The 19603-nt window shown below is 54.2% G+C and carries 18 protein-coding genes; 15 read left to right on the forward strand and 3 right to left on the reverse strand.

Annotated features, from left to right (window positions below; all coding sequences use genetic code 11):
- Positions 1-14 precede the first annotated feature (14 nt).
- The 10 genes from rseA to acpS all read left to right on the forward strand — a co-directional run bounded on the left by rseA (position 15) and on the right by acpS (position 8859).
- Positions 15-665 (forward strand): anti-sigma-E factor RseA, encoded by a 651-nt coding sequence (rseA, locus tag BZK41_RS21190; protein WP_008785497.1) that lies wholly within the window; start codon positions 15-17, stop codon positions 663-665.
- A complete protein-coding gene (gene rseB, locus BZK41_RS21195; RefSeq protein WP_003037575.1) occupies positions 665-1621 on the forward strand; it encodes a sigma-E factor regulatory protein RseB in 957 nt (318 codons plus the stop codon). Before rseA ends, rseB begins: the two co-directional genes overlap by 1 nt.
- Complete coding sequence (gene rseC / locus BZK41_RS21200; protein WP_003037576.1) at positions 1618-2082, forward strand: SoxR-reducing system protein RseC; 465 nt, start codon at positions 1618-1620, stop codon at positions 2080-2082. The genes rseB and rseC overlap by 4 nt, the downstream gene beginning before the upstream one ends.
- 270 nt (positions 2083-2352) lie before the next feature.
- Positions 2353-4152, forward strand: a complete 1800-nt coding sequence (gene lepA / locus BZK41_RS21205) for a translation elongation factor 4 (protein ID WP_003037577.1) — start codon at positions 2353-2355, stop codon at positions 4150-4152.
- A 15-nt stretch (positions 4153-4167) separates the two neighbouring features.
- Positions 4168-5142, forward strand: coding sequence for a signal peptidase I (gene lepB, locus BZK41_RS21210; RefSeq protein ID WP_079939471.1), 975 nt, complete (start codon positions 4168-4170; stop codon positions 5140-5142).
- Between the two features lie 269 nt (positions 5143-5411).
- A complete protein-coding gene (rnc, locus tag BZK41_RS21220) occupies positions 5412-6092 on the forward strand; it encodes a ribonuclease III (RefSeq protein WP_003037579.1) in 681 nt (226 codons plus the stop codon).
- A complete protein-coding gene (gene era, locus BZK41_RS21225) occupies positions 6089-6994 on the forward strand; it encodes a GTPase Era (RefSeq protein WP_003037581.1) in 906 nt (301 codons plus the stop codon). The genes rnc and era overlap by 4 nt, the downstream gene beginning before the upstream one ends.
- Positions 6995-7021: 27 nt before the next feature.
- A complete protein-coding gene (gene recO, locus BZK41_RS21230; RefSeq protein WP_079939473.1) occupies positions 7022-7732 on the forward strand; it encodes a DNA repair protein RecO in 711 nt (236 codons plus the stop codon).
- A gap of 15 nt (positions 7733-7747) precedes the next feature.
- Positions 7748-8479 (forward strand): pyridoxine 5'-phosphate synthase, encoded by a 732-nt coding sequence (pdxJ, locus tag BZK41_RS21235; RefSeq protein WP_079939474.1) that lies wholly within the window; start codon positions 7748-7750, stop codon positions 8477-8479.
- Positions 8479-8859 carry a holo-ACP synthase gene (gene acpS, locus BZK41_RS21240; protein ID WP_079939475.1) on the forward strand — a complete coding sequence of 127 codons (381 nt, stop codon included), beginning with the start codon at positions 8479-8481 and terminating at the stop codon, positions 8857-8859. The genes pdxJ and acpS overlap by 1 nt, the downstream gene beginning before the upstream one ends.
- A 106-nt stretch (positions 8860-8965) precedes the next feature.
- Here the strand turns inward: acpS and BZK41_RS21245 are convergent, their stop codons facing one another.
- On the reverse strand, positions 8966-9226 hold the full coding sequence (locus BZK41_RS21245; protein ID WP_003037590.1) for a YfhL family 4Fe-4S dicluster ferredoxin: 261 nt from the start codon (positions 9224-9226) through the stop codon (positions 8966-8968).
- A gap of 55 nt (positions 9227-9281) precedes the next feature.
- Complete coding sequence (locus tag BZK41_RS21250; protein WP_032944256.1) at positions 9282-10130, reverse strand: MurR/RpiR family transcriptional regulator; 849 nt, start codon at positions 10128-10130, stop codon at positions 9282-9284.
- A gap of 117 nt (positions 10131-10247) precedes the next feature.
- Between BZK41_RS21250 and murQ the strand changes: the two genes are divergently transcribed.
- The 4 genes from murQ to tadA are packed head-to-tail and all read left to right on the forward strand — an operon-like array spanning position 10248 to position 13719.
- Complete coding sequence (gene murQ / locus BZK41_RS21255) at positions 10248-11141, forward strand: N-acetylmuramic acid 6-phosphate etherase (RefSeq protein ID WP_079939476.1); 894 nt, start codon at positions 10248-10250, stop codon at positions 11139-11141.
- A 9-nt stretch (positions 11142-11150) separates the two neighbouring features.
- Positions 11151-12515 carry a PTS transporter subunit EIIC gene (locus BZK41_RS21260; protein WP_079939477.1) on the forward strand — a complete coding sequence of 455 codons (1365 nt, stop codon included), beginning with the start codon at positions 11151-11153 and terminating at the stop codon, positions 12513-12515.
- A gap of 3 nt (positions 12516-12518) precedes the next feature.
- A complete protein-coding gene (yfhb, locus tag BZK41_RS21265) occupies positions 12519-13154 on the forward strand; it encodes a phosphatidylglycerophosphatase C (protein ID WP_079939478.1) in 636 nt (211 codons plus the stop codon).
- A 28-nt stretch (positions 13155-13182) separates the two neighbouring features.
- Positions 13183-13719, forward strand: coding sequence for a tRNA adenosine(34) deaminase TadA (gene tadA, locus BZK41_RS21270; RefSeq protein WP_071845284.1), 537 nt, complete (start codon positions 13183-13185; stop codon positions 13717-13719).
- Between the two features lie 40 nt (positions 13720-13759).
- Here the strand turns inward: tadA and mltF are convergent, their stop codons facing one another.
- A complete protein-coding gene (gene mltF / locus BZK41_RS21275; protein WP_079939479.1) occupies positions 13760-15310 on the reverse strand; it encodes a membrane-bound lytic murein transglycosylase MltF in 1551 nt (516 codons plus the stop codon).
- Between the two features lie 257 nt (positions 15311-15567).
- On the opposite strand from mltF, the gene purL reads away from it, so the two are divergent.
- Positions 15568-19455, forward strand: coding sequence for a phosphoribosylformylglycinamidine synthase (gene purL / locus BZK41_RS21285; RefSeq protein ID WP_079939480.1), 3888 nt, complete (start codon positions 15568-15570; stop codon positions 19453-19455).
- Positions 19456-19603: the final 148 nt, after the last annotated feature.

The following is a 19603-nucleotide window of genomic DNA, read 5'->3' on the forward strand; positions in this document are numbered from 1 at the left end:
AAAAGGTATTAGGCATGCAGAAAGAGAAACTTTCCGCTTTAATGGATGGCGAAACGCTGGATACTGAGTTACTCAAAGAGCTAACTCACGACCCGGAAATGCAAAAAACCTGGGAGAGTTATCACCTGATTCGCGATTCCATGCGAGGTGATACCGCCGACGTTCTCCATTTCGATATTTCCGCCCGCGTAATGGCCGCCATCCAGGATGAGCCAGTACGTCAGACGGCGCCATTGATTCCTGAGGCCCAGCCAGCACCGCACCAGTGGCAGAAAATGCCATTCTGGAAGAAAATGCGTCCGTGGGCCGCGCAGCTTACCCAAATGGGTGTGGCCGCGTGCGTATCACTTGCAGTTATCGTTGGCGTCCAGCACTATAATGGGCAATCTGAAACGTCCCAGCAGCCCGAAACACCGGTATTTAATACATTACCGATGATGGGTAAAGCCAGTCCGGTAAGCCTGGGTGTACCTTCTGACGCGACGGCAAGTGGCGGTCAGCAACAGCAGGTACAGGAGCAGCGTCGTCGTATTAATGCCATGTTGCAGGATTACGAACTGCAACGTCGACTGCACTCTGAACAGCTTCAGTTTGAGCAGGCGCAAACACAGCAAGCCGCTGTGCAGGTGCCAGGAATTCAAACTTTAGGAACGCAATCGCAGTAATGAAGCAACTTTGGTTTGCCATGTCACTTGTGGCTGGTAGCCTGTTCTTCTCTGTAAACGCCTCGGCCAATCCTGCGTCCGGGGCGTTGTTGCAGCAGATGAATCTGGCCAGCCAGTCGCTAACCTATGAGCTGTCATTTGTCAGCATCAATAAGCAGGGTGTTGAATCCCTACGTTATCGTCATGCCCGCCAGGATAACCGTCCACTCGCGCAACTATTACAAATGGATGGACCGCGCCGGGAAGTGGTGCAACGCGGCAACGAAATTAGCTATTTTGAGCCTGGTCTCGAACCGTTCACGCTGAACGGCGATTATATCGTTGATTCTCTGCCATCCCTGATTTACACCGATTTCAAACGCCTTGCTCCCTACTATGATTTTATCTCAGTAGGCCGCACCCGTATTGCCGATCGGCTCTGTGAAGTGATCCGCGTTGTGGCGCGTGACGGCACCCGTTACAGCTATATCGTTTGGATGGACACGGAGACCAAGCTGCCAATGCGTGTCGATCTCCTCGATCGTGATGGCGAAACGCTGGAACAGTTCCGCGTCATCGCCTTTACTGTGAATAACGGTGTTAGCGATAGCATGCAGACGTTAGCAAAAGCGAATTTACCACCGTTGCTGTCGGTTCCTGCGGGGGAGAAAACCAACTTCAACTGGAGTCCGTCGTGGTTGCCGCAAGGTTTCAGTGAGGTCTCAAGCAGTCGACGTCCGCTGCCGACGATGGATAACATGCCAATTGAATCACGCCTTTATTCTGATGGCCTGTTTAGTTTCTCCGTGAACGTGAACCGTGCGACGCAGAATAGCGCCGATCAACTGCTGCGTACCGGCCGTAGAACGGTCAGCACCAGCGTGCGTGATAACGCGGAAATTACGATTGTGGGCGAGCTTCCACCGCAAACGGCGAAGCGTATCGCGGACAATATCAAGTTCAGGGCAGCGCAATGATTAAAGAGTGGGCGACGGTCGTCTCCTGGCAAAATGGTCTGGCGACGGTCAGCTGTGATGTTAAAGCATCATGTAGCAGCTGTGCTTCCCGGGCCGGATGCGGGAGCCGCGTGCTGAACAAACTGGGGCCACAGACCACGCATACCATCGTGGTGCCCTGCGACGAACCCTTGACCCCTGGTCAAAAAGTTGAACTGGGCATTGCCGAAGGTAGCCTGCTGGGATCGGCGATGCTGGTCTACATGTCTCCGTTGGCAGGACTGTTTCTTTTCGCGGCGCTGTTCCAGGTGCTGTTTGGTTCCGATCTTGCGGCATTAAGCGGCGCAGTGCTGGGGGGCGTGGGCGGATTCCTGATTGCTCGTGGATACTCTCGTAAGCTTGCTGAACGCGAAGCCTGGCAGCCGGTCATTCTGAACGTTGCTCTCCCACCCGATCTTATTCGCGTCGAAACCCAGCAGTGATATCTTTGCCTGATGGCGTTGCGCTTATCAGGCCTACAGCGTGCTCAGATGCAGACGTAGGCCGGATAAGACGTTTATGCCGCCATCCGGCAAAAGTTTCACCGACTTTGCAAAGTTGTTTCCAGTTCCCGCTATCCTTGCTCTATGAACATTTCCTCGCCTCAGCGTTGTAGTGTAGAATGCGGCGTTTCACTTAAACAGACGTTAAGCTCAGATCAGCGACTTCTCAGAGCCTGCTCCGGCGGGCGTAAGGCACAATAATTACACTATATGAAGAACATACGTAACTTTTCAATCATAGCTCACATCGACCACGGTAAATCGACGCTGTCTGACCGTATTATCCAGATCTGCGGTGGCCTGTCTGACCGTGAAATGGAAGCGCAGGTTCTCGACTCGATGGATCTTGAGCGTGAGCGCGGTATTACTATCAAAGCGCAGAGCGTGACGCTCGATTTCAAAGCATCTGATGGTGAAACCTATCAGCTTAACTTTATCGACACTCCGGGCCACGTTGACTTCTCGTATGAAGTTTCCCGTTCGCTTGCCGCCTGTGAAGGTGCACTGCTGGTGGTTGATGCCGGGCAGGGTGTTGAAGCGCAGACCCTGGCTAACTGCTATACCGCCATGGAAATGGATCTGGAAGTGGTGCCGGTACTTAACAAAATTGACCTGCCAGCCGCCGATCCCGAGCGCGTAGCGGAAGAGATCGAAGATATCGTCGGTATTGATGCAACTGATGCCGTTCGCTGCTCGGCGAAAACCGGCGTTGGCGTCACTGACGTTCTTGAACGTCTGGTACGCGACATTCCGCCGCCGGAAGGTGATCCGGAAGGCCCATTGCAGGCGCTGATCATCGACTCCTGGTTCGATAACTACCTTGGCGTGGTGTCACTGGTGCGTATTAAAAACGGCACCATGCGTAAAGGCGACAAAATTAAAGTGATGAGCACCGGTCAGGTCTATAACGCCGACCGTCTGGGTATCTTCACGCCAAAACAGGTTGACCGTACCGAGCTGAAATGCGGCGAGGTAGGTTGGTTGGTTTGTGCGATTAAAGACATTCTTGGCGCACCGGTTGGCGATACCCTGACGCAGGCGCGTAACCCGGCAGACAAACCGCTGCCAGGCTTTAAAAAAGTGAAGCCGCAGGTTTACGCCGGTCTGTTCCCGGTGAGCTCTGACGACTACGAAAACTTCCGTGATGCGCTTGGCAAGCTGAGCCTGAACGACGCCTCCCTGTTCTATGAACCGGAAAGCTCTACCGCGCTGGGCTTTGGCTTCCGTTGTGGCTTCCTTGGTCTGCTTCATATGGAGATCATTCAGGAACGTCTTGAGCGTGAATACGATCTGGATCTGATCACGACCGCGCCGACAGTAGTCTACGAAGTTGAAACCACGGCGAAAGAGACTATCTACGTCGATAGCCCGTCCAAGCTGCCGCCGCTGAACAACATCTACGAACTGCGTGAGCCGATCGCTGAGTGTCACATGCTGCTGCCGCAGGCTTACCTTGGCAACGTCATCACCCTGTGTATCGAGAAGCGTGGCGTCCAGACCAACATGGTTTACCACGGTAACCAGGTAGCGCTGACCTATGAGATTCCGATGGCGGAAGTCGTACTCGACTTCTTCGACCGTCTGAAGTCGACCTCTCGCGGCTATGCGTCGCTGGACTATAACTTCAAACGCTTCCAGGCGTCTGACATGGTACGCGTTGATGTCCTCATCAACAACGAACGTGTCGATGCGCTGGCGCTGATCACTCACCGCGACAACTCCCAGAGCCGTGGCCGTGAGCTGGTCGAGAAGATGAAAGATCTGATCCCTCGTCAGCAGTTTGATATCGCGATTCAGGCGGCCATCGGCACGCACATCATCGCGCGTTCAACGGTTAAGCAGCTGCGTAAAAACGTTCTGGCGAAATGCTACGGTGGCGATATCAGCCGTAAGAAAAAGCTGCTGCAAAAACAGAAAGAGGGTAAAAAGCGCATGAAGCAGATCGGTAACGTCGAACTGCCGCAGGAAGCGTTCCTCGCCATTCTGCATGTCGGTAAAGACAGCAAATAATCTTAAGGAGTTGGCATGGCGAACATGTTTGCCCTGATTCTGGTGATTGCCACACTGGTGACGGGCATTTTATGGTGCGTAGATAAATTCATCTTCGCGCCAAAACGCCGGGAGCGTCAGGCAGCAGCGCAAGCTGCTGCAGGTGATTCACTGGATAAAGCTACGCTGAAAAAAGTGGCACCTAAGCCAGGCTGGCTGGAAACCGGGGCGTCCGTTTTCCCGGTTTTAGCGATTGTGCTGGTGGTGCGTTCATTTATTTATGAGCCGTTCCAGATCCCGTCAGGTTCGATGATGCCGACGCTGCTTATCGGTGATTTTATCCTGGTGGAGAAATTCGCCTACGGGATTAAAGATCCGATTTACCAGAAAACGCTGATCGAAACCGGTCATCCGAAACGCGGTGATATCGTGGTGTTTAAATACCCGGAAGATCCGCGTCTGGACTACATTAAGCGCGCTGTCGGTTTACCGGGAGACAAAGTAACGTACGATCCAGTGGCGAAAGAGGTGACTATTCAGCCAGGATGCCGTTCCGGCCAGGCGTGTGAAAACGCGCTGCCGGTAACGTACTCTGATGTTCAGCCAAGTGATTTTGTGCAGACCTTTGCTCGCCGTAACGGCGGGGAAGCAACCAGCGGCTTCTTTGAAGTTCCGCTGAATGAAACGAAAGATAACGGTATTCGCCTCTCCGAGCGTAAAGAAACGCTGGGTGAGGTTACGCACCGCATTCTGACCGTGCCGATTGCGCAGGATCAGGTAGGGATGTATTACCGTCAGCCTGGTCAGCCGTTGGCAACCTGGATCGTCCCGCCGGGGCACTACTTCATGATGGGTGATAACCGTGATAACAGCGCGGACAGCCGTTACTGGGGATTTGTACCGGAAGCGAATCTGGTTGGTAAAGCGACCGCTATCTGGATGAGTTTCGATAAGCAAGAAGGTGAATGGCCGACCGGTGTGCGTTTAAGCCGTATTGGTGGAATTCATTAATTGCCGATAATCGTTCACGTTGTCGTCATTATGGCGACAGCGTGAATTATTTCTCGGATAAATTCCCGCAGACTAACGACATCCCTTGTCGTTGTGTATAGAATATTCCCCCGAAGTTTTAGGTTGGCACCGACAGGTTGCCACGGCACACGAAACAGCGTTGGTTTGTATACAAATGCATTTAGCCGGAGCCAAACGGCTAAGCGAAGTGCGTATATCAGGTCTGTTTCGTGTGCTGAATTGTTGACGCATTCATTTATTGGTATCGCATGAACCCCATCGTAATTAATCGGCTTCAACGGAAGCTGGGCTACACTTTTAATCATCAGGAGCTGTTGCAGCAGGCATTAACTCATCGGAGTGCCAGCAGCAAACATAACGAGCGTTTAGAATTTTTAGGCGACTCTATTTTGAGCTTTGTTATCGCTAATGCGCTGTATCACCGTTTCCCGCGTGTGGATGAAGGTGATATGAGCCGCATGCGCGCGACGCTGGTTCGCGGCAATACGCTGGCTGAATTAGCCCGTGAGTTTGATCTCGGTGAATGTTTACGTTTGGGGCCAGGCGAGCTGAAAAGCGGCGGCTTCCGTCGTGAATCGATTCTGGCGGATACCGTTGAAGCTTTAATTGGCGGCGTCTTCCTTGACAGCGATATTCAAACCGTTGAGCAATTGATCCTGAACTGGTATCAAACTCGTCTGGATGAAATTAGCCCAGGCGACAAACAAAAAGATCCGAAAACGCGCCTGCAGGAATATTTGCAGGGTCGCCACCTGCCTCTGCCGTCTTATTTGGTGGTGCAGGTGCGTGGTGAAGCACACGATCAAGAATTTACTATCCACTGCCAGGTCAGCGGCCTGAGTGAACCGGTGGTTGGCACAGGTTCGAGCCGTCGTAAGGCTGAGCAGGCTGCCGCCGAACAGGCGTTGAAAAAACTGGAGCTGGAATGAGCGAAGAGAAAACTTACTGCGGATTTATTGCCATCGTCGGCCGCCCGAACGTCGGCAAATCCACCCTTTTGAATAATCTGCTTGGGCAGAAGATTTCTATTACCTCACGTAAGGCTCAAACAACACGTCACCGTATTGTTGGCATCCATACCGAAGGCGCGTATCAGGCGATTTATGTTGATACCCCGGGTCTGCATATGGAAGAAAAACGTGCGATCAACCGTCTGATGAACAAAGCGGCGAGCAGCTCTATCGGTGATGTTGAACTGGTTATTTTCGTTGTCGAAGGCACCCGCTGGACGCCGGACGACGAAATGGTGCTCAACAAGCTGCGTGATGGTAAAGCCCCGGTTATTCTGGCTGTGAACAAAGTAGACAACGTTCAGGAAAAAGCCGATCTGCTGCCGCACCTGCAGTTCCTGGCAAGCCAGATGAACTTCCTTGATATCGTACCGATTTCTGCCGAAACCGGCTTGAATGTCGATACCGTTGCGGGCATCGTGCGTAAGCATTTGCCGGAGGCTATTCATCACTTCCCGGAAGATTACATCACCGACCGTTCTCAGCGCTTTATGGCCTCTGAAATCATCCGTGAAAAGCTGATGCGTTTTCTGGGTGCTGAACTGCCGTACTCCGTTACCGTGGAGATTGAGCGTTTTATCTCCAACGAGCGCGGTGGTTACGATATTAACGGTCTGATCCTCGTTGAACGTGAAGGGCAGAAGAAGATGGTTATTGGCAACAAAGGGGCCAAAATTAAAACCATCGGTATTGAAGCGCGTAAAGACATGCAGGAAATGTTCGAAGCGCCTGTTCACCTCGAACTGTGGGTGAAAGTGAAATCCGGCTGGGCCGATGACGAACGCGCGCTGCGCAGCCTCGGTTACGGCGACGACGTCTAAACACATCTTCTGAAACGCGGCGAGTATATGGAAGGATGGCAACGCGCTTTTGTCCTGCATAGCCGCCCGTGGAGCGAAACCAGTCTCGTGCTGGACGTCTTCACGGAAGAGTCGGGCCGCGTGCGCCTTGTAGCCAAAGGTGCACGTTCCAAACGCTCCAATCTTAAAGGCGCACTCCAGCCTTTTACGCCGTTATTGCTTCGCTTTGGTGGGCGTGGCGAGGTCAAAACCTTGCGCAGCGCCGAAGCCGTTTCTCTGGCACTCCCTCTTAGCGGTATCACGCTGTACAGCGGCTTGTATATCAACGAGCTTGTCTCGCGCGTACTCGAGTACGAAACCCGCTTTTCTGCACTCTTTTTCGATTACCTGAACTGTATTCAGGCGCTGGCTGGCGCGACGGGTTCGCCAGAACCTGCGTTGCGTCGCTTTGAGCTGGCCTTACTCGGTCATCTGGGTTACGGCGTGGATTTTACCCACTGTGCGGGCAGCGGCGAGCCGGTAGACGACACCATGACCTATCGCTACCGGGAAGAAAAAGGGTTTATCGCAAGCGTAGTGATTGATAACGCCACCTTTACCGGACGCCATCTGAAAGCGCTCGAATCGCGGGAATTTCCAGATGCTGATACGCTTCGCGCCGCGAAACGCTTTACCCGCATGGCGTTAAAGCCGTATCTTGGTGGTAAGCCCTTAAAGAGCCGCGAATTATTCCGGCAGTTTATGCCGAAGCGAAAATAAAAAACGAGGATTGTCATGGCCGAATTACTGTTAGGCGTCAACATTGACCACATTGCCACTTTACGTAATGCACGCGGTACCGCATATCCGGACCCGGTTCAGGCAGCGTTTATCGTTGAACAGGCGGGCGCGGACGGTATTACCGTACACCTGCGTGAAGACCGTCGCCATATCACCGACCGTGACGTACGTATTTTGCGCCAGACGCTGGATACGCGTATGAATCTGGAAATGGCGGTCACCGAAGAGATGCTGGCGATTGCCGTTGAGACTAAGCCGCATTTTTGCTGCCTGGTGCCGGAAAAACGTCAGGAAGTTACCACTGAAGGTGGTCTGGACGTCGCCGGTCAGCGTGACAAGATGCGCGATGCCTGCAAACGCCTGGCGGACGCAGGTATTCTGGTTTCGCTGTTTATCGATGCTGATGAAGAGCAGATTAAGGCCGCTGCGGAAGTTGGCGCGCCATTTATTGAAATTCACACCGGCTGTTACGCCGATGCGAAAACCGACGCAGAACAGGCCAGCGAACTGGCGCGTATCGCCAAAGCGGCGACTTATGCTGCAAGCCTTGGCCTGAAGGTGAATGCGGGTCACGGTCTGACGTATCATAACGTTAAAGCTATCGCGCGGATCCCGGAAATGCACGAGCTGAACATTGGCCATGCCATTATCGGACGTGCGGTGATGAGCGGCCTGAAAGAGGCCGTAGTCGAAATGAAGCGCCTGATGCTGGAAGCGCGTGGCTAATGGCGATTCTGGGATTAGGTACGGATATCGTGGAGATTGCCCGCATCGAAGCGGTGATCTCCCGTTCCGGCGACCGCCTGGCAAGACGTGTGCTCAGCGACAACGAATGGGCAATCTGGGAAACGCATCAGCAGCCGGTGCGTTTTCTGGCGAAGCGTTTTGCAGTCAAAGAGGCGGCAGCAAAAGCCTTTGGCACGGGTATTCGCAATGGGCTGGCGTTTAATCAGTTTGAAGTCTTTAACGACGAACTCGGTAAGCCGCGCCTGCGATTATGGGGAGAGGCGTTAAAACTGGCGGAAAAACTCGGCATCGCGCATATGCATGTGACGCTGGCCGATGAGCGTCACTACGCCTGCGCCACGGTGATTATCGAAAGTTAGATTCAGGACGTTACCGGATGGCGACGCGTAGCGTCTTATCCGGCCTACGGGTTATGCGTTTGTTGCAGGGGCAGGGCAGAGGTTTCATCGCCAGATGGCGACGCGGTTAAAGTTTATCGGCGTGGTGCATCAGCACAAACTTATCCCACAGCTGCTCTTCTGTTTCGACATGCGCCGGATCTTTCAAAATAGTATTGGGAATCGGGCACACCTTCTGGCAGGTTGGCGTGTCGTAATGGCCTACGCATTCCGTACACTTGTCGCTGTTAATCTCGTAAATGCTATCACCCATCGAAATCGCCTCATTCGGGCATTCGGGCTCGCACATATCGCAATTGATACACTTTTTAGTGATTAACAGGGCCATCAGGAAACTCTCAAAACATCACAAATCGGGCGGGCATTATACGCGCATTCTTTGCTCAGACCAGTTTTTTTACCAGTGCTTCGCTGTGGCGAATACGTTCCGGGGCATGCTCCAGATCCTGCTGCACCAGCGCCATAAACAGTAAATCAGTGAGCATCATTTGCGCATGGGTGGAGGAAATCGCTGCGCTGCGTGTGGCCTGCTCCTCGGCAATCGTGTACAGACAATGACTTGCCCGTTGCTGCAGGGCGTTCGGTGTAAATCCGGTGATGGCGAGGATTTTCGCGCCGGTGCGCAACGTTTCATCCGCAGCCAGGTTGAGTTCGCGACGCTCCCCAGTATATGAAATAGCCAGCAGCAGATCGTTGGGCGAAAGCGCCTGCACTGTCGCCAGCAGGGCGTGCATATCGCGTTCCACCACCGCATTAAAACCAATCTTCAGCAGCTTCCAGGCAAAATTCTGCGCTACCAGACCCGATGCGCCAATCCCGGTCACGATAATGCGGCGGGCTGAACGCAGCATCGTGACGCTCTCCATCAGTTTCTCTTCGCTGTTGACGTCCAGCGTCGCATGCATCGCCGCCACGTTCTCTTTAATCAGCTTCTCGCCCACCATCCGCATAGGGTCGTCACCGCGAATCTGATTATGTACCGGAATGGAATGGGGATTGGGATTGCTGGCCAACGCTTCGCTAATCGCCAGTTTGAGTGCCGGGAATCCTTTAAAGCCCATCTTTTGCGCGAATTTCACTACGCTGGACTGGCTGACACCCGCTTCAAAAGCCAGCTGTTGTGAGCTGAGATGACGCGCAGTATCCGGCTGAGCAAGAAGATAATCCGCAAGTTTTTTATCGCTTTGCGCGAGATCCGGATAACGCTGACGAATGCGAATTAAACAGTTCATGCTTTCTCCTGGCGAAAATGTGATGGCGATTACAAAACAAAATATCACTCGCCTTAGTGAATATAATATTCCATTATGACAGATTATTATGAATTAAAAATTCCTAAGGAACAAAAAATGAATCTCGGTGCGTTAGTTTCAGAAACCCGCAATCCTCAGACCATGGATCTGGATGCGCTCTCTACTCTGGAGTTGGTTCATCGTTTTAATCAACAGGATACGCTGGTAGCTGAAGCAGTAAAAGCAACTCTTCCTGAAGTTGCGCGTGCGGTCGATGCGGCAGCTGACGCGCTAAAAGCAGGTGGACGCATTATTTACATGGGAGCCGGTACCAGCGGGCGTCTTGGGGTGCTGGACGCGTCTGAATGCCCGCCAACCTTCGGCGTCCCGCACGGTCTGGTGGTTGGGCTGATTGCCGGGGGACCGGGCGCTTTACTGAAGGCGGTAGAAGGCGCGGAAGATAACCCGCAGCTAGGCGAAACCGATCTGCGTGAGCTTAATCTTACCGCACAGGATCTGGTGGTGGGGCTGGCAGCTTCTGGTCGTACGCCGTATGTCATTGGTGGGTTGAAATATGCGCGTTCGGTGGGCTGTACGACGGCGGCTATTTCTTGCAATCCGGATTCCCCTATCGCGCATGAAGCGGATATTGCCATTTCTCCGGTAGTGGGGCCAGAGGCGCTGACCGGGTCAACACGACTGAAATCCGGCACCGCGCAAAAGCTGGTGCTCAATATGATCTCCACCGGCGCGATGGTGAAATTTGGCAAGGTGTACCAGAACCTGATGGTGGATATGCAGGCAACCAACGTCAAACTGGTCGATCGGGCGTGCCGTATGGTGGTTGAAGCCACCGGCATTGCGCGTGCTCAAGCTGAAACACTGCTGAAGCAGACGGATTATGATGTTAAGCCGGCTATTTTTATGGCGCTCACCGGCCTGGATGCCGCTGCCGCCCGCGAAAAGCTTGCCGCTCACCAGGGTTTTTTACGCGCGGCGTTAGAACACTAAGAGGTGTATATGGATAAGACGGCGTTGCTGGCCAGCGACATCCTGCTGGGCGTTGGTGGAGAGAACAATATTCTGCGTCTGGAAAACTGTATGACCCGTGTCAGGGTGGAAGTTCAGGATGACGGGCAGATCGATATTCCCCGTCTCAGGCAACTGCCCGGCGTTAGCGGCTACGTGAAGCAGGGCGCACAGCACCAGATTATTGTCGGCCCTGGTAAAGCGGCCAAAGTGGTGGATGCTATGCGTTCCCTGATTGCCGATGGCGGTGAGCATGCAGATGCAAATGATATTGAGCGCACCAAGTCAGAGGTCAAAGCGAAGTACAAAGCGCCTATGAGCGATGCGCTGCGTAAGCTGGCGAACGTCTTTATCCCTCTTATTCCGGCGTTTATCGCCTCCGGTTTGATTACCGGCATTATTAACATCCTTAAGCGCCCGGATATCGTGGGGGATTTTGCGACCCACTATCCGAACATGCTGGGACTGATGGGCATATTTGGCAGCGCCGTATTTGCCATTATGAATATTCTGGTCGGGGTGAATACCGCCAAAGTTTTCGGTGGCTCCCTGGCAATGGGCGGGGTGATGGCGGGGATCCTTTCCAGCCCTCAACTGGCGCAAATTACCCTGTTTGGCGAAGCGTTGCAGCCGGGGCGTGGCGGGGTGATCGCGGTATTGCTGGTGGTCGCGCTGATGTGCTGGATCGAACGCAAATTCCGCACGCTGTTGCCAGAATCACTGGAGCTTATCCTTAACCCGCTGCTGACCACCATCATTACCGGTGTAATCGCGATTGTGGCGCTGCAACCGCTTGGCGGATGGATTTCTGAATCTATCGCTCACGGCGCATCCTGGGCTATCGATCGCGGCGGTTTTCTGGTCGGTGCCGTGCTGGCGGGAACCTTCCTGCCGTTGGTACTTACCGGGCTTCATCAGGGATTGGTGCCCATCCATGTTGAACTGGTCCAGGCGCACGGTTATAACGCGCTCTTTCCAATCCTGGCGATGGCGGGCGTTGGGCAAATAGGTGCTGCGATTGCGGTTTTGATGAAAACCCGCAATGCGCGGCTAAAGAAAGTGATCAAAGGGGCGCTACCGGTCGGACTGCTGGGGATTGGCGAGCCGCTGATTTTTGGCGTTACGCTGCCGCTGGGTAAGCCGTTTATCGGTGCCTGTCTTGGCGGCGCGGTAGGTGGGGCGCTGATTAGCTACTGGAAGGTGGCGACGGTCATCACCTTTGGCATCTCCGGATTACCGCTGGCACTGACGATTGTTGCCGGAAAAGTGATGTTCTATCTGTTAGGCTATCTGGTAGCAGTTATCGCCGGGTTCCTGTTTACCTGGCTATTGGGATTCACTGATCCAGAGGAATAAGGTTTGACCAATCACCAGCGCCGCGTTGTCTTTTTTGATTTGGATGGCACGTTACACCAGCAGGATATGTTCGGTAGTTTTATTCGTTATCTGCTACGTCGCCAGCCGCTGAACGCGTTGCTTGTGCTGCCTCTGTTACCGGTGATTGCGCTGGCGTTGCTGATAAAAGGGCGTGCCGCCCGCTGGCCAATGAGCCTGCTGTTATGGGGATGCACTTTTGGCCGCAGCGAAGCGCGTCTGAAAGCGCATCAGGCCGACTTTGTGCGCTGGTTTCGCAATAACGTGACGGCGTTTCCGCTCGTGCAGCAGCGGCTGACAACCTACCTGTTAAGCTCTGACGCTGATATCTGGCTTATCACAGGCTCTCCGCAGTCACTGGTCGAGCAGGTTTACTTTGATACTCCGTGGTTACCGCGAGTCAATCTGATCGCCAGCAAAATGGCGCGGGGATACGGCGGATGGGTACTGACTTTGCGCTGTCTGGGTCATGAGAAAGTGACACAACTGGAACGCCACATTGGCGCGCCGCTACAGCTTTACAGTGGCTATAGTGACAGTAATCAGGATAATCCGCTGCTCTCTTTTTGCCAGCATCGCTGGCGCGTCACGCCGCGCGGAGAGCTTCAGCAACTCGAATAGCCAACGCACATGCAATTTGAAGTATGACGTGTATAATGCGCCCGCTTTGATTACTGGAGTTACCCCTTTGTCAGATGTTGAATTTAGCCACGAATACTGGATGCGTCATGCGTTAACGCTGGCTAAGCGCGCCTGGGATGAGCGTGAAGTCCCGGTGGGTGCGGTATTGGTACATAACAACCGAGTGATTGGCGAAGGCTGGAACCGCCCGATAGGCCATCATGATCCGACTGCCCACGCTGAGATTATGGCGCTGCGTCAGGGCGGCCTGGTGCTGCAAAACTACCGCCTGCTAGATGCCACGCTGTATGTCACTCTGGAACCGTGTGTGATGTGCGCAGGCGCGATGGTGCACAGCCGTATCGGTCGGGTCGTTTTTGGCGCGCGCGATGCGAAAACCGGGGCTGCCGGGTCATTAATGGATGTGCTGCATCACCCTGGAATGAATCATCGGGTTGAAGTGACCGAAGGGGTACTGCGGGATGAATGCGCCACGCTGCTCAGTGATTTCTTCCGCATGCGCCGGCAGGAAATTAAGGCCCTGAAAAAATCTGCTAATCAGTAACTCTCAGCCTGATGGTGCTGCGCTTATCAGGCTACCAGGACTACTTACCCTCTTTTTTCTGCGGTGAAAACAGCAGGGAAGGCGAGTGCGACAGGTAGTTTGACGACGTCTGAGACAGAAACGTCGAAAGCGGGAATTCATCTTTACCTATTAGTTCTGCTGGCGTCACCGCCGGGTAATCCTGCGCCAGTTGCTGCGTTTCTAGCGCCTGTTTTTCTTTCTCCTGCAGATACCCCACCAGGCTGATCTGGTATTTACGGATGTTTTCCACATAGGCGTAGGCTTCGTGGCCGCGCGCATAACCATAGGTCAACTTATTGTAATATGGCTTTTGGCTGAGCAGCGGTAGTCGCTGTTTTACGTCGGACCAACTGTTCGGATTGCCTTTGGTTTTCACCGTCAGCGCCCGTGCGTCCAGCATGTGCGCATAACCCATGTTATAGGCTGCAAGGGCAAACCAGATGCGTTCTCCTTCGGGGACGGTATCCGGTACTTTGCTCATCATGTCCTGCAAATATCGCGCGCCGCCGCTGATGCTTTGTTCAGCATCGGTACGGTCGGTCAGCCCGAGACTTTGAGCGGTATTTTTGGTCAACATCATCAGCCCGCGTACGCCGGTCGGAGATGTGGCCTGCGCATCCCAGTGTGATTCCTGATACGAGATAGCGGCCAGCAGTCGCCAGTCTATCTCTTGCGCATATTTCTCAAACAGCGGCTTGAGGTCCGGCAACACGCTGTCTACGGCGCGCAAAAAGGTGCGGGTATCGACATAGTCAAAATCATCGCCATGCCCGAGATATTTCTCTTCCAGCTGTGCCAGAGAACCGTCTTCATTCATGGTGTTGAAGAAATCCAGTAGGGCGGCAGACAGCGTGTTGTCATCGTCCAGGCGACTAAACCAGGTCACCGGCTGTTCGTCAGAGACGTCCAGCGCCACGGCCAGCTCAGGATGCACGCGTTGATATAAGCTGATGGCGACAGAATCGGCTATGGTGTAATCCAGTTTTCCGGCGATTACATCATCGAGCAGTTCGGTGGTGCCCTTTTTGTCATCAACCTTCCAGCTCAGATCGGGAAATTTTTTCTCTTTTAGCTGCTGGAGGTCATTAACCACCACGTGCCCCGGGGCGATAGTCAGTTGGTTTTCGTTCACGGTGGCAAGCGTGCGCGGGCGGTATTGCCCAACCCGGTACACCAGCTGTTGTGAAACCGAATAATAGGTCGGACCTGGCTGGTAATTTTTCACCCGCTCGCTGTTATAGACCAGGCCTGCAGCTAACAGGTCGGCATTGCCGTTATCCAGGTCGTCAAAAAGCTGGCTGATGTTCTGGCGTACGGTGACTTTTAACTTCACGCCTAAGTAGTCGGCAAATTCCTGGGCCAGTTCATAATCCAGACCGAATTTTTTGCCGTTGAGGGTCGCGTAAGTTAATGGCGAATCAATGGTACTGACGCGCAGCTCTCCCCGCGACTGAATGGCGGCGATACGATTTTCGGCTTTACCGAACCAGGGAATAGATGGCCAAAGGGCCGCTGCCAACAACAGCGTCAATATGCCGATGAACAGATAATTAATCTTTAATTTTTTCAATTAGTTAATTCTCTGAACCGTACGTTGTCTCTGTCTGCTGTGGTGTTGATTAAGAAGTGAAGTCGTCATTAATGAACGGCATTTTGCTTAAACTTGCGTCAGTTGGCAACTTATTCAGAAATCTGACCGCATTTGATGATAAGTGAAGGTCGTGATTTTATTTCGACGCAAACGGTTTCGTCGGCGCGGTAGATTCTTTATAATGACGCCCGTTTCCCCCACTTGGGCACACCGAAAGCTTAGAAGACGAGAGACTTATGATGGAAATTCTGCGTGGTTCACCTGCACTGTCTGCATTCCGTATTAACAAACTGCTGGCACGTTTTCAGGCTGCCAACCTCCAGGTCCACAATATTTACGCCGAGTACGTCCATTTTGCCGATCTGAATGCACCGTTAAATGAAGATGAGCACGCGCAGCTTGCACGCCTGCTGAAATATGGTCCTGCTCTGCAAAGCCACGCCCCGGAAGGCAAACTGCTGCTGGTTACGCCTCGCCCTGGCACCATCTCCCCGTGGTCTTCTAAAGCGACTGATATTGCCCACAACTGCGGTCTGCACCAGATTAGCCGTCTGGAACGTGGCATTGCCTGGTATGTAGAAGCCTCTACGCTGACCGCTGAGCAATGGCAGATGGTGGCCGACGAACTGCACGACCGCATGATGGAAACGGTTTTCCCTGCGCTGAACGATGCCGAAAAACTGTTTGCTCATCATCAGCCAGCGCCGGTCTCCAGCGTTGATCTGCTGGGTGAGGGACGTCAGGCGCTGATCGACGCTAACCTGCGTCTGGGTCTGGCGCTGGCGGAAGACGAAATTGACTATCTGCAGGATGCGTTCACCAAACTGGGACGTAATCCGAACGATATTGAACTGTACATGTTTGCGCAGGCCAACTCTGAGCACTGCCGCCACAAGATTTTTAACGCCGACTGGGTTATCGATGGTAAACAGCAGCCTAAGTCGCTGTTCAAGATGATCAAGAATACCTTCGAAACCACGCCGGACCACGTGCTGTCTGCCTATAAAGACAACGCCGCGGTAATGGAAGGTTCTGAAGTGGGCCGCTATTTTGCCGACCACAAAACCGGCCGCTACGATTTCCATCAGGAGCCAGCCCACATCCTGATGAAGGTAGAAACTCATAACCACCCGACGGCTATCTCTCCGTGGCCGGGTGCGGCAACCGGATCCGGCGGCGAAATCCGCGATGAGGGGGCAACCGGTCGCGGTGCAAAACCGAAAGCCGGGCTGGTGGGTTTCTCCGTTTCCAACCTGCGTATTCCTGGCTTTGAACAGCCGTGGGAAGAAGACTTCGGTAAGCCGGACCGTATTGTTACCGCGCTTGATATCATGACCGAAGGCCCGCTGGGCGGCGCGGCGTTTAACAACGAATTTGGTCGTCCGGCGCTGACCGGATACTTCCGTACCTATGAAGAAAAGGTCAACAGCCACAACGGCGAAGAGCTGCGCGGTTACCATAAACCGATCATGCTGGCAGGCGGGATCGGTAACATCCGTGCCGATCACGTGCAGAAGGGCGAGATCGTCGTTGGCGCCAAGCTGATCGTCCTCGGCGGCCCGGCGATGAACATCGGTCTTGGCGGCGGGGCAGCCTCCTCTATGGCTTCCGGCCAGTCTGATGCCGATCTTGATTTCGCTTCCGTACAGCGTGACAACCCGGAAATGGAACGTCGTTGCCAGGAAGTTATCGACCGTTGCTGGCAGATGGGTGATGCGAACCCGATTCTGTTTATCCATGACGTTGGCGCGGGTGGTCTGTCTAACGCCATGCCGGAGCTGGTAAGCGATGGCGGTCGCGGCGGTAAGTTCCAGTTGCGTGATATCCTCAGCGACGAGCCGGGTATGAGCCCGCTGGAAATCTGGTGTAACGAATCCCAGGAACGCTACGTGCTGGCGGTTGCTGCCGATCAATTGCCGCTATTTGACGAACTGTGTAAGCGCGAGCGCGCGCCATATGCGGTGATCGGTGAAGCTACCGAAGAACAGCACCTGACCTTGAGCGACAGCCACTTCGACAACCAGCCGATCGACATGCCGCTCGATGTGCTGCTGGGTAAAACACCGAAAATGACCCGCGATGTGCAGACGCTGAAAGCTAAAGGCGATGCCCTGAATCGTGGTGAAATCTCGATTGCAGATGCGGTTAACCGCGTGTTGCATCTGCCGACTGTCGCGGAGAAAACGTTCCTCGTGACTATCGGTGACCGTACCGTTACCGGTATGGTTGCGCGTGACCAGATGGTTGGCCCGTGGCAGATCCCGGTCGCCAACTGCGCGGTCACTACCGCAAGCCTCGATAGCTACTACGGCGAAGCGATGTCTATCGGCGAACGCGCGCCGGTTGCGCTACTGGACTTCTCTGCCTCTGCGCGTCTGGCGGTCGGTGAAGCGCTGACCAACATTGCGGCAACGCAGATTGGCGACATCAAACGCATTAAGCTATCGGCAAACTGGATGGCGGCTGCGGGTCACCCTGGTGAAGATGCTGGCCTGTACGAAGCAGTAAAAGCCGTTGGGGAAGAGCTATGTCCGGCGCTCGGCCTGACTATTCCAGTGGGCAAAGACTCTATGTCGATGAAAACCCGCTGGCAGGAAGGTAACGAGCAGCGTGAAATGACTTCGCCACTGTCGCTGGTGATCACCGCCTTTGCCCGCGTGGAAGATGTGCGCCACACCATTACCCCGCAGCTGTCTACTGAAGACAACGCCCTGCTGCTGATTGACCTCGGTCTTGGTCACAATGCGCTGGGCGCTACGTCGCTGGCGCAGGTTTACCGTCAACTGGGTGATAAGCCTGCCGACGTGCGTAACGTTGAGCAACTGAAAGGCTTCTACGACGCAATTCAGGCGCTGGTCGCTGCGCGTAAGCTGCTGGCCTACCATGACCGTTCTGACGGTGGTCTGCTGGTTACGCTGGCGGAAATGGCCTTCGCCGGTCACTGCGGTATTGACGCTGATATCCACCCACTGGGTGACGATCGTCTGGCGGCGCTGTTTAACGAAGAACTGGGCGCAGTGATTCAGGTTCGTGCTGCTGAGCGTGAGGCGGTGGAAGCGATTCTGGCTGCTCACGGTCTGGCAGACTGCGTGCACTTCCTCGGTAAAGCCGTTGAAGGCGACCGCTTTACCCTGACCGCTAACGGCCAGCCGGTATTTAGCGAAAGCCGTACTACCCTGCGTATGTGGTGGGCGGAAACCACCTGGCAGATGCAGCGTCTGCGTGACAACCCGGAATGCGCCGATCAAGAACACGACGCTAAAACCAACGATGCGGACCCTGGTCTCAACGTTAAACTGTCGTTTGATATCAACGAAGATGTTGCCGCTCCGTACATCGCCACCGGTGCGCGTCCCAAAGTGGCCGTACTGCGTGAGCAGGGTGTGAACTCCCACGTTGAGATGGCAGCCGCCTTCCACCGTGCGGGTTTCGACGCCATCGATGTGCATATGAGCGACCTGCTGGGCGGACGTATCGGCCTGGGTAACTTCCAGGCGCTGGTGGCCTGCGGTGGCTTCTCTTACGGCGATGTGCTTGGCGCTGGGGAAGGTTGGGCTAAGTCGATTCTGTTCAACAACCGCGTCCGTGATGAGTTCGAAACCTTCTTCCATCGCCCGCAAACGCTGGCGCTCGGCGTGTGTAACGGTTGTCAGATGATGTCTAACCTGCGTGAGCTGATCCCGGGAAGCGACCTGTGGCCGCGCTTTGTGCGTAACCACTCCGACCGCTTTGAAGCCCGCTTCAGCCTGGTCGAAGTCACGCAAAGCCCGTCTTTGCTGCTTGCCGACATGGTGGGGTCGATGATGCCGATTGCCGTTTCTCACGGTGAAGGTCGTGTGGAAGTGCGTGACGGTGCGCATCTGGCTCAGCTTGAGAGCAAAGGTCTGGTGGCGCTGCGTTATGTCGATAACTTCGGTAAGGTGACCGAAACCTATCCGGCTAACCCGAACGGTTCGCCGAACGGTATTACTGCCGTGACCACTGAAAATGGTCGCGTCACCATTATGATGCCGCACCCGGAACGTGTGTTCCGTACCGTGAGCAACTCCTGGCACCCGGAAAACTGGGGCGAGGACAGCCCGTGGATGCGTATTTTCCGCAACGCGCGCAAACAGCTCGGTTAATTCGCGCAATAGTCATCAAGCCCCTCTTTGCGAGGGGCTTTTTTTTGTCGGCCGGATAAGGCGTTTAGTCAAAAACTAAAGTGTCGGGAAATGCCGACATGGGCAGGGGTGCGTTGTCTCCAAAAGGAGACATTTAATTATTTGATTT

The sequence above is a fragment of the Citrobacter sp. A316 genome (genome assembly GCF_002042945.1).
Taxonomy (GTDB): Bacteria; Pseudomonadota; Gammaproteobacteria; order Enterobacterales; family Enterobacteriaceae; genus Citrobacter; species Citrobacter portucalensis.